The sequence below is a fragment of the Citrobacter sp. RHB25-C09 genome (assembly GCF_013836145.1).
Lineage (GTDB): Bacteria > Pseudomonadota > Gammaproteobacteria > Enterobacterales > Enterobacteriaceae > Citrobacter_A.
This window is the reverse complement of the sequence record NZ_CP057483.1, coordinates 1,730,637-1,742,524: the sequence shown is the minus strand read 5'-3', so window position 1 is coordinate 1,742,524 and position 11,888 is coordinate 1,730,637. Positions and strand designations below refer to the sequence as shown.

General features: G+C 51.5%; 16 protein-coding genes and 1 tRNA gene. 10 read left to right on the top strand and 7 right to left on the bottom strand.

The features are described 5' to 3' along the window. Positions 1 to 90: 90 nt before the first annotated feature. Positions 91 to 486, top strand: a complete 396-nt coding sequence (locus HVY19_RS08065; protein WP_181683808.1) for a lysozyme inhibitor LprI family protein — start codon at positions 91 to 93, stop codon at positions 484 to 486. Here the strand turns inward: HVY19_RS08065 and rutR are convergent. Next, entirely contained in the window at positions 483 to 1,121 is a 639-nt protein-coding gene (gene rutR / locus HVY19_RS08060; RefSeq protein ID WP_181683807.1) for an HTH-type transcriptional regulator RutR, read from the bottom strand. The two genes, HVY19_RS08065 and rutR, sit on opposite strands and share 4 nt — an antisense overlap. A 189-nt stretch (positions 1,122 to 1,310) precedes the next feature. Next, positions 1,311 to 1,484, bottom strand: a complete 174-nt coding sequence (locus HVY19_RS08055) for a general stress protein (protein ID WP_181683806.1) — start codon at positions 1,482 to 1,484, stop codon at positions 1,311 to 1,313. Positions 1,485 to 1,867: 383 nt separating this feature from the next. Between HVY19_RS08055 and wrbA the strand changes: the two genes are divergently transcribed. Then, positions 1,868 to 2,464: an NAD(P)H:quinone oxidoreductase gene (wrbA, locus tag HVY19_RS08050; RefSeq protein WP_181683805.1), complete on the top strand. Its 597-nt coding sequence runs from the start codon at positions 1,868 to 1,870 to the stop codon at positions 2,462 to 2,464. 20 nt (positions 2,465 to 2,484) lie between these two features. Then, positions 2,485 to 2,712 carry a YccJ family protein gene (locus HVY19_RS08045; protein ID WP_181683804.1) on the top strand — a complete coding sequence of 76 codons (228 nt, stop codon included), beginning with the start codon at positions 2,485 to 2,487 and terminating at the stop codon, positions 2,710 to 2,712. A 38-nt stretch (positions 2,713 to 2,750) separates the two neighbouring features. Here HVY19_RS08045 and agp read toward each other — a convergent pair whose 3' ends face one another. Beyond that, positions 2,751 to 3,992 (bottom strand): bifunctional glucose-1-phosphatase/inositol phosphatase, encoded by a 1,242-nt coding sequence (gene agp, locus HVY19_RS08040; RefSeq protein WP_181683803.1) that lies wholly within the window; start codon positions 3,990 to 3,992, stop codon positions 2,751 to 2,753. 197 nt (positions 3,993 to 4,189) lie between these two features. Here agp and cbpA point away from each other — a divergent pair, with 197 nt between their 5' ends. From cbpA to HVY19_RS08025, 3 genes are all read left to right on the top strand, one after another. Further along, complete coding sequence (gene cbpA / locus HVY19_RS08035; RefSeq protein ID WP_181683802.1) at positions 4,190 to 5,110, top strand: curved DNA-binding protein; 921 nt, start codon at positions 4,190 to 4,192, stop codon at positions 5,108 to 5,110. After that, positions 5,110 to 5,415 (top strand): chaperone modulator CbpM, encoded by a 306-nt coding sequence (gene cbpM / locus HVY19_RS08030; protein WP_181683801.1) that lies wholly within the window; start codon positions 5,110 to 5,112, stop codon positions 5,413 to 5,415. The genes cbpA and cbpM overlap by 1 nt, the downstream gene beginning before the upstream one ends. Before the next feature lie 115 nt (positions 5,416 to 5,530). Then, positions 5,531 to 6,610 carry a 4Fe-4S binding protein gene (locus tag HVY19_RS08025; protein WP_181683800.1) on the top strand — a complete coding sequence of 360 codons (1,080 nt, stop codon included), beginning with the start codon at positions 5,531 to 5,533 and terminating at the stop codon, positions 6,608 to 6,610. 41 nt (positions 6,611 to 6,651) lie between these two features. Here HVY19_RS08025 and HVY19_RS08020 read toward each other — a convergent pair whose 3' ends face one another. Together HVY19_RS08020 and HVY19_RS08015 are read right to left on the bottom strand one after the other, a co-directional pair. Further along, positions 6,652 to 7,773, bottom strand: a complete 1,122-nt coding sequence (locus HVY19_RS08020; protein ID WP_181683799.1) for an AI-2E family transporter — start codon at positions 7,771 to 7,773, stop codon at positions 6,652 to 6,654. A 136-nt stretch (positions 7,774 to 7,909) separates the two neighbouring features. Then, positions 7,910 to 7,997 (bottom strand) — tRNA-Ser (locus tag HVY19_RS08015). A gap of 280 nt (positions 7,998 to 8,277) precedes the next feature. Here HVY19_RS08015 and yccA point away from each other — a divergent pair. Beyond that, positions 8,278 to 8,937, top strand: a complete 660-nt coding sequence (gene yccA / locus HVY19_RS08010) for an FtsH protease modulator YccA (protein ID WP_181683798.1) — start codon at positions 8,278 to 8,280, stop codon at positions 8,935 to 8,937. Positions 8,938 to 9,026: 89 nt separating this feature from the next. Next, the gene (gene tusE / locus HVY19_RS08005) at positions 9,027 to 9,356 is read left to right on the top strand and encodes a sulfurtransferase TusE (protein ID WP_181683797.1); all 330 of its coding nucleotides are present in this window, start codon (positions 9,027 to 9,029) and stop codon (positions 9,354 to 9,356) included. Here the strand turns inward: tusE and yccX are convergent. After that, positions 9,353 to 9,634, bottom strand: a complete 282-nt coding sequence (gene yccX / locus HVY19_RS08000; RefSeq protein ID WP_181683796.1) for an acylphosphatase — start codon at positions 9,632 to 9,634, stop codon at positions 9,353 to 9,355. The genes tusE and yccX overlap by 4 nt on opposite strands. Positions 9,635 to 9,729: 95 nt before the next feature. Between yccX and rlmI the strand changes: the two genes are divergently transcribed. Both rlmI and hspQ read left to right on the top strand, forming a co-directional pair. Continuing rightward, positions 9,730 to 10,920, top strand: coding sequence for a 23S rRNA (cytosine(1962)-C(5))-methyltransferase RlmI (rlmI, locus tag HVY19_RS07995; protein WP_181683795.1), 1,191 nt, complete (start codon positions 9,730 to 9,732; stop codon positions 10,918 to 10,920). Positions 10,921 to 10,977: 57 nt separating this feature from the next. Further along, positions 10,978 to 11,295: a heat shock protein HspQ gene (gene hspQ / locus HVY19_RS07990; RefSeq protein WP_042287987.1), complete on the top strand. Its 318-nt coding sequence runs from the start codon at positions 10,978 to 10,980 to the stop codon at positions 11,293 to 11,295. Between the two features lie 56 nt (positions 11,296 to 11,351). On the opposite strand, the gene HVY19_RS07985 is transcribed toward hspQ, so the two are convergent. Beyond that, complete coding sequence (locus HVY19_RS07985; protein ID WP_181684239.1) at positions 11,352 to 11,765, bottom strand: CoA-binding protein; 414 nt, start codon at positions 11,763 to 11,765, stop codon at positions 11,352 to 11,354. Positions 11,766 to 11,888 lie beyond the last annotated feature (123 nt).

The following is an 11,888-nucleotide window of genomic DNA, read 5'->3' as shown; positions in this document are numbered from 1 at the left end:
AAGGCTCCGGAAAATGCCCGGTGGCGCTTGCGCTTACCGGGCCTATTTTTATCTTTAAGGGCGTCGGTAATTTTTTGGAGCCAGAGGAACATGAATCGAATTTTACTTACCTGCGCAGCACTGCTGCTCAGCAGTCAGGCGCTGGCCGATGATTGCGCCAATGCCAGCACGCAAATAGAAATGAATTCCTGCGCCGCTGCGCAATATCAGGCAATCGATAAAAAGCTGAACGAAACCTTCCAGAACGCGCTGAAACGCGCAGAGGCCCCGCAGCGTGAACTACTGAAAAAAGCGCAGGTAGCCTGGATAGCCGTGCGCGACGCGGACTGCGCTTTGATCAGTTCTGGCACCGAAGGCGGTAGTATCCAGCCGATGATCGCCAGTCAGTGTCTCGCCGATAAAACGGCCGAGCGCGAAGCGTTTCTTGCCTCATTATTGCAATGTGAAGAAGGCGATCTGAGTTGCCCGCTGCCGCCCGCAGGCTAACGGACGCAGATCCCCTCAATGATCATGCGCTGAACGTTTTCAACCGTTTGGTTAAAAAAGGTTTCATCATGCAGCGTTGCGCCCGTCACCGCCTCCACCTGTGGGGCGAAGTCGGCGTAATGCTGCGTGGAGGCCCAAATCATGAAGATCAGATGATGCGGGTCAACAGGCGCCAGCTTGCCACTTTTCACCCATCCGGCAATCAGCGCTGATTTTTCATCTATTAATGCTTTTAAATCTCCCGTCAACTCGCCCATCAGCAGCGGCGCGCCTGCCAGCATCTCCATGCAGAAAAGGCGTGAAGCCTGCGGGTAGTCGCGAGAGACTTCCAGTTTCAGGCGGATGTATTCCTCAATCGCCACCAGCGGGGCAAAATCTTCGCGAAATGCTTTTAAGGGTGCCAGCCAGATAGCCAGAATCTGGCGCAACACGGCGACATAAAGCGCCTCTTTTGACGGGTAGTAGTAAAGTAGATTGGTTTTGGACACTCCAGCCTGCTCGGCAATTTGCTCAATGCGCGCGCCGTGGATCCCATATTGCGAAAAGGCATTTAATGCGGCGGCTAATATGGCCTGTCGCTTCGCGCTGACGGCCAGCGACCGTTTCCCCGTTTTTTTCTCAGCACGTTGAACCATGCCCCTCTCCTTGCTCTGCACCCGGATATTAATTCACATGATGAATCTGGAAATGGCGCATAGTCTGCGTGGGGTTTTCATTCTGTTCAACCTTACAGGCAAAAAAAACCGCCGGATTATCCGGCGGCGTCACCTTCATAAAGCAGAAATTTCTGCAACATGAGGTTTTCAGGAGCCTGTCACCTGCCGCTAACTATCGCGGTTACCGTGACTGTTTTTGCCCCCTTTTTTACCTGCTTCAGAGGCGCGTTGCGGGTCATTTTTGAAATTGCCCCCGCTATGTTGGCCACCTTTACGACCTGCTTCTGATGCTCTTTCACGGTCTTCTGCAAAATTACCGGAACCGCCACGATGGTTTGCCATTACTGACCTCCGTCATTGGTTAGACATCATATTGCATAGGTTCTGAGGATTGACTCCTCAAGCGGCAGATGGCTGATGCCAGGAACATCACCGCGTGAAATTAAGCTTAGGCAATACAGGCAGATCGGTCTGAATCTCGTAATATTCTGCAACAGCTTAAACCTGATAGCGTAAATAATCGCCCCGCTTAATCAATAAGCCACTCTTATGATTGATGAAATTTTGCGCATGAAATATGTTTCATTTTGCTACAAGCGACCGCTAATTGAAAATTGTTATAAATCAAATAAATGGTCGGGATGTTTGCACTCTGACTATCACGTCATATCTTTAAAGAGAGGTAGCGAATCGCTACGGATACGATTAACCCGAGGAGTAGGACAATGGCAAAAGTTCTGGTGCTTTATTATTCCATGTACGGACACATTGAAACGATGGCGCATGCTGTAGCAGAAGGAGCAAGCAAAGTGGATGGTGCAGATGTCATCGTGAAGCGTGTACCGGAAACGATGCAACCTGAAATCTTCGCCAGGGCCGGGGGGAAAACGCAAAATGCCCCCGTCGCCACCCCGCAGGAACTGGCCGATTATGATGCCATTATTTTTGGTACCCCTACGCGCTTTGGCAATATGTCCGGCCAGATGCGTACCTTCCTGGATCAGACGGGCGGGCTGTGGGCCTCTGGGGCGCTGTACGGCAAACTCGCCAGCGTCTTTAGTTCTACGGGTACGGGCGGCGGCCAGGAGCAAACCATTACCTCGACATGGACTACACTTGCCCATCATGGGATGGTGATCGTGCCTATTGGATATGCCGCACAAGAACTGTTTGACGTATCACAGGTACGCGGCGGTACCCCGTACGGTGCAACCACTATTGCTGGCGGAGACGGCTCGCGTCAGCCAAGCCAGGAAGAACTGTCTATCGCACGTTATCAGGGCGAATATGTCGCTGGTCTGGCAGTTAAACTCAACGGCTGAACTTCAACAGGAGGGTAATAATGCCAACTCAAGAAGCGAAAGCTCATCGCGTCGGCGAATGGGCGAGTCTGCGTAATACATCACCGGAAATCGCCGAAGCCATATTTGAAGTTGCCGGATATGACGAGAAACTGGCAGAGAAAATTTGGGAAGAAGGTAGCGACGAAGTGTTAATCAAAGCCTTTAGTAAAACCGATAAAGATTCGCTGTTCTGGGGCGAACAAACCATCGAACGTAAAAACGTCTAGTCCGCTTATTCCCCCGCTTACGCGGGGGACCCTGCGTTTTATTTTACCGCCTCATTGAGTACGCTATCGAATTGATCCACCGGGCAAAAGCCGTTTGCATCAATCGGGCATCCTTTCAGCTCCAGCGTCACGCGCTGTGCCGGGGATTTCAGCGTCAGAACGTCGGCGTTACGTAACTGTTCTGAACTCTGATACACATATTCAATTTTCATCAGATCGCGATTCGCCTTGCTGTCATGCCAGCGCTGGAAGAGAATTTTACCGCCAATCGGCGTGCGCTCGTTCTGGTCATGCAGTTGATACGGTTTAAAATCCAGCGCCGTCAGCAATGACGCGATATTGGAGTCATGCCCCACTAGCACGGTGATTTTCGGTGCGTTGGTCCGCTCGGTGACCAGGACTTTATCGATATACTTAACCAGCGGATGCGCGACATTGCGGGCAACTTCCGGCGAGGTAAACAGGCTGTCCTGATAGCCATTTTTCAGCTTCGACAACACCTTCCACTGCATTTCGGATTTGATTTCACCCCAGGCGACCTGATCCATCGGGAAGCCTTCGTAGTACTGTAGCGTGAAGGCATCAACCAGAGAGTTACCGACTTTCAGCGGGCCCGACACGCCCGGCTCCTGCTGATATTTCGCGCTGAAAGTATCTTTTTCGCCAGTTAGCGAACACAGCTGTTTTTCCTTACACGATGGCGAGTTTTTGTAATCTGTTATCTGCTCCAGCAGCTTGTAGCTTTCATCCAGTTGCAGACGGCTGCGCTCTTTTTCCATCGCCTGGACCGCTTTCTCGCTGAAAGTTGCTGAGTCATCGGTGATCACCGGATTAAATGTCGGGTCCATTGTGCCCATCTTTTCCTGATGATGGACCGGGACATCGCAACCGGGGAATGCGCCAGTGATAAAGAACTGCGCGGTGGCGACCGTCCGTTGCAAACTATTTGCATAAGCGTAAACGGTGTCCGGCGCCGGGCACTCGCCCGACTTCACCATCCCCTGGGACGCCAGCCATTCGCGTAGATATTGCCCCATATAGACTTCCAGTACTCCGCCTTTGGTGGTGAGTTGCCCGCCAGGCACATCCCATTCAGGCCACTTATTAGGTGTGGATTGTTCCAGTACGCTGCCATTGTTCGCCAACGGCGCGCGTAAGTTATGGCGACTCATCATCAGCACCTGCTGGAGCTGGTAGCCTTCTGGTGTCGTCTGCGCCTGCGCGGTTGATGACAATATTACAACCCCTGCCACGGCGGCGGCGATTATTGTTTTCTTCATCCTTTTAGCCCCTTGTTGTTATTCACGCGTCTTAAGTGTGACAGATAAATGACATATTTCCGGGAACGCTTCCGCAAAATTGCCCATAAGTGAGGAGAGACGGTTGGCATACATCATTGACAGGGATAACCTACACTTACCGGAGTCACCTTTTCAGGGATTACTTCAGTCTGTATTGATTAAACCGAGAGAACGCTATGGAATTAAAGGATTATTACGCCATTATGGGCGTAAAGCCGACGGACGATCTCAAGACTATCAAGACCGCTTACCGCCGACTGGCCCGAAAATATCACCCCGACGTGAGCAAAGAATCTGATGCCGAAGCCCGATTCAAAGAGATTGCCGAAGCCTGGGAAGTGCTGAGCGATAAACAGCGACGTGCCGAATACGATCAGCTCTGGCAGCATCGCAACGACCCAGAGTTCAACCGTGCTTTTCACCAGAGTGAAGGCCAAAGCTATAATGCCGAGGACTTTGACGATATTTTTTCCTCTATTTTTGGTCAGCATGCCCGGCAGTCGCGGCAGCGACATGCCAGCCGCGGCCATGACATCGAAATTGAGGTCGCCGTTTTTCTGGAAGAAACCCTCGAAGAACACAGCCGGACCATCAGCTATAACCTCCCCGTCTACAATGCATTTGGTATGTTAGAACGCGAAATACCAAAAACGCTAAACGTGAAGATCCCAGTGGGTGTGGGCAACGGTCAGCGCATTCGCCTGAAGGGTCAAGGCACACCCGGCGAAAACGGCGGGCCAAACGGTGATTTGTGGTTGGTGATCCACATCGCTCCACATCCCTTGTTTGATGTCATTAATCAGGATCTCGAAATTGTCGTTCCCGTCGCGCCGTGGGAAGCTGCGCTGGGGGCGAAGATCCCCGTTCCAACGCTGAAAGAGCGCATTCTTGTGACAATTCCTCCTGGTGCCCAGGCAGGACAGCGGCTACGCGTTAAAGGTAAGGGGCTGGTGAGCAAAAAGCAGACCGGCGATTTATACGTCGTAATTAAAATTGTGATGCCGCCTAAACCGGATGACGCCACGGCAGCGCTGTGGACACAATTAGCTGAGGCGCAGCCTGGGTTTGATCCGCGCAAAGACTGGGGGAGAGCATAATGGCTAACGTCACCATCACCTTTACGGTAACTGAATTTTGCCTGCACACCGGCGTAACGGAAGAAGATCTCAGCGAAATCGTGGGGCTGGGCGTCATCGAACCCGATGTAGCGCCGGACGACCGTTGGCTGTTTGACGATCGCGCCGTCTCGATCGTCAAACGCGCCCTGCGACTACGCCAGGAACTGGCACTCGACTGGCCAGGGATCGCTGTCGCGCTCACGCTACTGGAAGAAAACAGTCGACTACGCCAGGAAAATCATCTGCTGCGTATGCGTCTTTCGCGTTTCATCGCACATCCATAATCAATGGGCAGCGCAAGCTGCCCTTTTATCAGCCAATGATATAAATCAACGCCAGGGTGAGAAAATACGCCTAGAGTAGTGGTATTTAAAATGCCACTTTATGGAAAAACTGGCCATGAGCGATAAAAGAAGAACGCGCTGGCAGCGTCGCCCGGGAACAACGGGTGGCAAACTCCCCTGGAATGACTGGCGCAATGCCTCGACCTGGCGCAGAGCCACCCAGTTATTATTGCTCGCGATTAATATTTATATTGGCATAACGTTTTACTACTGGGTTCGATTTTACGAAACTGGCGGCGCGACGCTGTATCTTCCGCGCCCTGGTGGTATTGAGGGTTGGCTACCCATCGCAGGTTTAATGAATATTCGCTATACGCTGGAAACGGGATTGCTTCCCCCTCTCCATGCCCCGGCGATGCTGTTACTGACCGCGTTTATGCTCATAAGCCTGCTGCTGAAAAAATCGTTCTGCTCATGGTTATGCCCTATCGGCACACTCTCTGAACTGATAGCCGACATCGGGAAGAAACTTTTTGGCCACAACTTTCGGGTTCCCCGCTGGCTGGATATTCCTTTACGCGGTCTGAAATATTTACTGCTCAGTTTTTTCCTTTATATTTCCCTGTCGATGCCAGCACAGGGTATTCAGTATTTCCTGATGTCAGCCTACGGCATTATTATTGATGTCAAAATGCTCGATTTCTTTCGTCACACTGGCACAATCACGCTGTTAAGCGTCGCGCTATTGGTGGTCGTCAGTTTATTTATTCGCAACGCCTGGTGCCGCTATTTATGCCCCTATGGTGCCCTGCTTGGCCTGCTATCCTTGCTCTCTCCGGTTAAAATTCGCCGTAACGCACAGACCTGTATTGATTGCGGAAAATGTGCGCAAAACTGCCCTTCACGTATTCCGGTGGACCGATTGATTCAGGTCCGGAGCGTGGAATGTACAGGCTGTATGACCTGCGTGGAATCCTGCCCTGTCGCCTCAACGCTGAGTTTTTCGCTGAAAACGCCGACGGGCAGTGCCGATAAAAACCGGTGGGCGTTATCCGGCATGACAATGACGCTGCTGGTGTTGGGGATCCTGTTTACGATGGTCGCACTGGCTATGCTGTTGGGCGTCTGGGAAAGCCCGGTGCCAGAACATCTCTGGTACCGGCTGATTCCGGAAGCAAGAATGATAAGCCATTAAGCATGAGGGCCTCTGGTGTTTCAGGGGCCCTTTTTGCTATCTCATTCGCGATTTTCAGGCGTGTCGTCGGCGATACCGTCTTCAATAAAGTCTTTATCAATTTCCTCGGTATTACCGGCGTGATCGCGACCGGAGAGGATATTCCAGCAGGCAATAAACAGCGCAGCGACGAGCGGTCCAATGACAAAACCGTTCAGACCGTATATTTCCATTCCGCCCAGCGTGGTAATCAGGATCAGGTAATCGGGCATTTTTGTATCTTTTCCGACCAGAAGCGGGCGCAGGATATTATCCACCAGTCCGACCACCAGGACGAAGAACCCAACAATAAACAATCCTTGCCAGAGTTGGTGCGTTGCAAACAAAAAGATGGCTGCCGGCACCCAGATAATAGCGGAGCCCACTGCCGGGATCAGCGACAAAAACGCCATCAGCGCGCCCCACAAAATGCTGCCCTCAATACCGACGACGTAAAAGGCGATCCCGCCTAACGTCCCCTGTACGATCGCAACCACAATATTGCCTTTGACCGTCGCCCGGGAGACCGCCGCAAATTTGGCAAAAAGGTGCTGCTTGACGAAATCCGACATCGGCAAGGAGTCAAGTATCTGGCGAACCAGGAAAGGTCCGTCTTTCAGCAGGAAAAAGAGTAAGTACAGCATCACACCGAAGCTAACGGCGAAACCAAAGGTGCCTTTGCCAATCAGAAATGCGCTACCCGCCAGCGATTGACCGCCTTTTAATGCCACCTCAGACAGTTTTTGCTGAATTTTAGCGGCGCTATCGAGATCGTAACCGGCAAGAAATTCACGCGCCCATTCCGGCATGTGGGCTAATAAGCTCGCCACCACTTCCGGAAACTCCGCGTTATTGTTCTGTAACTTCACGTAAACCGTATTCAGTTCAACGGCGAGCGAAGAGAAAACCAGCGTTAATGGGATAAACACTATCAGGCAAATAATGCCGAGGGTGAGCAGCGAGGCCAGTCCATTTCGTTCCCCCAGCGCCGTCCTGAGCTTATTTTTAACCGGATAAAAAATCACGGTTAAAATCGCCGCCCACAAAATGGCCGAAAAATAGGGTGACAGCACATCGAAAAAAAACCATGTCACCATGGCCAGCAGGAAGAGGAAGAAACCTTTTGTCAGTCCATTTACGTGCATCAGCGGATCCTGTTAACAAAGAAACTCTGTGGACTATAGGACTGAATGCGGATTTTACAAAGTCGAAGAGGCTGAAAAGCGGAGAAAAAGACAAAAGAAAAAGGGGTTAGCATTAAGCTAACCCCTTATCTTTATCTGGCGGAAGCGCAGAGATTCGAACTCTGGAACCCTTTCGGGTCGCCGGTTTTCAAGACCGGTGCCTTCAACCGCTCGGCCACACTTCCGGAATGAGGCGCACTATAAACATCCCGATGCGTCGTGTAAAGCCCGAATGTGTTCGTTTGCCTGAAAAACAGCCAAAATAGTGTTAATAGCCTGAAATAACAACAGAATGACCAATTTATCAGCATGTTTACCCTGTTCACATCGTCTTCGGAGCAGCGAAGGTTTAAATATGACTAAAATCAAATGAGTAAAGATGGGTAAAACCGCTGTGTACCAGAGACATTTTTTCATTATCCTCCATCATTAATTACATCTGTCATATGCATAAGAGAGTGACTCATGGATCGTATTGTTAGTTCTACTCATGACCGTACATCGCTACTTAGCACCCACAAAGTGCTGCGCAATACCTATTTCCTGCTGAGTCTGACGCTGGCGTTTTCCGCTATCACAGCCACAGCCAGTACTGTGCTCATGCTGCCGTCTCCTGGGTTGATTCTTACGCTGGTGGGTATGTATGGCCTGATGTTCCTGACCTATAAAACAGCGGACAAGCCGGTCGGCATTCTTTCTGCGTTTGCCTTTACTGGTTTCCTGGGCTACATCCTGGGACCCATCCTGAACGCCTATCTCTCTGCCGGAATGGGTGATGTGATCGCCCTGGCTCTGGGCGGAACTGCTCTGGTGTTCTTTAGCTGCTCCGCTTACGTTCTGACGACCCGTAAGGATATGTCCTTCCTCGGCGGTATGCTGATGGCAGGTATTGTGGTCGTACTGATCGGTATGGTTGCGAATATTTTCCTGCAACTGCCAGCGTTACATTTGGCGATCAGCGCGGTGTTTATCCTGATTTCTTCTGGCGCAATCCTGTTTGAAACCAGCAATATTATCCGTGGCGGTGAAACCAACTACATCCGTGCAACGGTTAGCCTCTATGTTTCGCTGTACAATATCTTTGTCAGCCTGCTGAGCATTCTGGGCTTCGCCAGCCGCGATTAACAACAACGCGGCAAGATAACGAACCCCGCTTATGCGGGGTTTTGTTTTTTGGTAAACTGCCAACCGTCTGAATAACGCAGTGAAGAATTATGTTGATTTTTGAAGGTAACGAAATCGCCACCGATAACGACGGCTATTTAAAAGACACCACCCAATGGAGCGAACCGCTGGCCGTGGTCATTGCTGAAAACGAAGGCATTACGCTCTCCCCTGAACACTGGGAAGTGGTGCGCTTTGTGCGGGAGTTTTATCTGGAATTTAATACTTCTCCGGCGATCCGTATGCTGGTTAAGGCAATGGCCAATAAGTTTGGCGAAGAAAAAGGCAACAGCCGCTATCTGTACCGTCTGTTTCCGAAAGGCCCAGCCAAACAGGCCACTAAAATTGCTGGCCTGCCTAAACCGGTGAAATGCATTTAATAACGGATACTGAATCCCGTTAACTCTTCGCGAGGACGGTGTGGCTCGCTCAGAACTCTGTCAACGCGAGCAGAGCTTGGCCCACCGTTTTTCAGCCACTTCATTAATTTCTCAACTTGTTCCGCCTCGCCGCTGGCAACAACCTCAACGCTCCCATCGTCCATATTTTTCGCATACCCCGTTAAGCCCAGTTTCCGCGCTTCGTGCTGCGTCGTATAACGAAACCCAACGCCCTGAACCCGACCATGAACCCAGGCGATGATGCAGACTTTTGCCATGACTTCCTCCTTTTCTCTTATCCAGGCGCGTTGCAAATCCGCGCGAAACTCAGGACAATGGCGCCCATTTCTTAGATACAACAGAGCAGTAAATTATGAGTGTACGTTTAGTGTTAGCCAAAGGGCGGGAAAAATCATTACTTCGCCGCCATCCGTGGGTCTTTTCCGGTGCCGTCACCCGCATGGAAGGGAAAGCCAGCCTCGGTGAAACCATCGATATCGTTGATCATCAGGGTAAATGGTTAGCCCGTGGTGCGTATTCGCCTGCATCACAAATCCGCGCACGCGTCTGGACGTTCGACAAAACTGAATCTGTCGATATCGCTTTCTTCACCCGTCGTCTCCAGCAGGCGCAGCAGTGGCGTGACTGGCTTGCAAAAAAAGACGGTCTGGATAGCTACCGTCTTATTGCGGGTGAATCCGACGGTCTGCCTGGCGTGACCATTGACCGTTTCGGTAAGTTCCTTGTGCTGCAACTGCTTAGCGCCGGAGCTGAATATCAACGTGCCGCGCTAATTAGCGCACTGACAACGCTCTACCCTGACTGCGCGATTTACGATCGTAGCGATGTCGCTGTTCGCAAGAAAGAAGGTTTGGAACTGACCCAGGGGCCGGTCACGGGCGAGTTGCCTCCTGCTCTGCTGCCTATCGAAGAACACGGGATGAAGCTGCTGGTGGATATTCAGGGCGGGCATAAAACCGGCTATTACCTCGACCAACGTGACAGCCGTTTGGCTACGCGCCGCTATGTGGAAAATAAGCGGGTATTGAACTGCTTCTCCTATACCGGTGGCTTTGCCGTTTCCGCACTGATGGGCGGCTGCCAGCAGGTGGTCAGCGTAGATACGTCTCAGGACGCGCTGGATATCGCCAGACAGAACGTTGAGCTTAACAAGCTGGATCTGAGTAAAGCTGAATTTGTACGCGATGATGTTTTCAAGTTGCTGCGTCGCTACCGAGACGAAGGTGAGAAATTCGACGTGATTGTGATGGATCCGCCGAAATTCGTTGAAAACAAAAGCCAGCTGATGGGCGCCTGCCGGGGATACAAAGATATCAACATGCTGGCGATTCAACTGCTGAATCCGGGCGGGATCCTGCTGACATTCTCTTGTTCCGGCCTGATGACGACGGATTTATTTCAGAAAATCATCGCAGATGCCGCAATAGATGCTGGTCGTGATGTACAATTTATAGAGCAGTTCCGTCAGGCCGCCGATCATCCGGTGATCGCTCCCTACCCGGAAGGGCTGTATCTTAAAGGGTTTGCCTGTCGCGTCATGTAACTTGAAAAGTGGAATTCGACCCTCATATATAGAGCATTGAATCCCCGGGAGGTGACTATGATTGCCAGCAAATTCGGTATCGGCCAACAGGTCCGCCATTCCCTGTTAGGTTATCTCGGAGTGGTCGTGGATATCGACCCGGTCTATTCGCTCGAAGAACCGTCCCCCGACGAACTGGCGGTGAATGACGAGCTTCGTGCCGCTCCGTGGTACCACGTGGTGATGGAAGATGATGACGGCCAGCCAGTCCATACTTATCTGGCTGAAGCACAGCTAAGCAGCGAAACGCAGGACGAACATCCGGAACAACCGTCCATGGATGAGCTTGCGCAAACCATCCGTAAACAGTTGCAGGCGCCACGCCTGCGTAACTGAGTTTTAATTTTGCTTATGCCCGATAGCGTTTTGCTTATCGGGCCAGCACTTCTCTTTTACTTCGCCAGCCCCAGACGAGGGATCTCAATCGCCGGGCAGCGATCCATCACCACCGTTAACCCCGCCTCACGCGCCAGCACAGCAGCCTGTTCATTAATGACGCCCAGTTGCAGCCAAAGTGTTTTCGCGCCGATGGCAATGGCTTCCTGCGCCACGCCCCATGCCGCTTCTGAGTTGCGAAAGACATCAACCATATCCACCTTTTCCGGCACTTCTGCCAGCGTGGCATAACCTGGCTGACCGAGCAGCGTTTTCCCAGCCACTTTCGGGGATACCGGGATGACGTGATACCCCTGGTCGAGCAAATATTTCATTACCCGGTAGCTTGGCCGGTCAGGTTTATCACTTGCACCCACGAGTGCAATCGTCCGGGTGGACGTCAAAATGTCGACAATATCGCTCTCTTTCATCATCATCCTCCAGTCTGTTTTGCAAAGTGTACGACAATCCTGACAACCCAACCATCTCTCCCACCCGTAAGTATGAGAGCAAAAATCCAAAATATGTCTATATGTTAGTAAACGTGTTAATCG

Bases quoted from the DNA above. Each gene is read 5' to 3' on its own strand.
- HVY19_RS08045 (WP_181683804.1), top strand. From the start codon at position 2,485: ATGCCAACTCAAGAAGCGAAAGCTCATCGCGTCGGCGAATGGGCGAGT.
- rutR (WP_181683807.1), bottom strand. From the start codon at position 1,121: ATGGTTCAACGTGCTGAGAAAAAAACGGGGAAACGGTCGCTGGCCGTC.
- HVY19_RS08025 (WP_181683800.1), top strand. From the start codon at position 5,531: ATGAGCGATAAAAGAAGAACGCGCTGGCAGCGTCGCCCGGGAACAACG.
- cbpA (WP_181683802.1), top strand. From the start codon at position 4,190: ATGGAATTAAAGGATTATTACGCCATTATGGGCGTAAAGCCGACGGAC.
- HVY19_RS08020 (WP_181683799.1), bottom strand. From the start codon at position 7,773: ATGCACGTAAATGGACTGACAAAAGGTTTCTTCCTCTTCCTGCTGGCC.
- yccA (WP_181683798.1), top strand. From the start codon at position 8,278: ATGGATCGTATTGTTAGTTCTACTCATGACCGTACATCGCTACTTAGC.
- HVY19_RS08065 (WP_181683808.1), top strand. From the start codon at position 91: ATGAATCGAATTTTACTTACCTGCGCAGCACTGCTGCTCAGCAGTCAG.
- cbpM (WP_181683801.1), top strand. From the start codon at position 5,110: ATGGCTAACGTCACCATCACCTTTACGGTAACTGAATTTTGCCTGCAC.
- yccX (WP_181683796.1), bottom strand. From the start codon at position 9,634: ATGGCAAAAGTCTGCATCATCGCCTGGGTTCATGGTCGGGTTCAGGGC.
- tusE (WP_181683797.1), top strand. From the start codon at position 9,027: ATGTTGATTTTTGAAGGTAACGAAATCGCCACCGATAACGACGGCTAT.
- rlmI (WP_181683795.1), top strand. From the start codon at position 9,730: ATGAGTGTACGTTTAGTGTTAGCCAAAGGGCGGGAAAAATCATTACTT.
- HVY19_RS08055 (WP_181683806.1), bottom strand. From the start codon at position 1,484: ATGGCAAACCATCGTGGCGGTTCCGGTAATTTTGCAGAAGACCGTGAA.
- hspQ (WP_042287987.1), top strand. From the start codon at position 10,978: ATGATTGCCAGCAAATTCGGTATCGGCCAACAGGTCCGCCATTCCCTG.
- HVY19_RS07985 (WP_181684239.1), bottom strand. From the start codon at position 11,765: ATGAAAGAGAGCGATATTGTCGACATTTTGACGTCCACCCGGACGATT.
- wrbA (WP_181683805.1), top strand. From the start codon at position 1,868: ATGGCAAAAGTTCTGGTGCTTTATTATTCCATGTACGGACACATTGAA.
- agp (WP_181683803.1), bottom strand. From the start codon at position 3,992: ATGAAGAAAACAATAATCGCCGCCGCCGTGGCAGGGGTTGTAATATTG.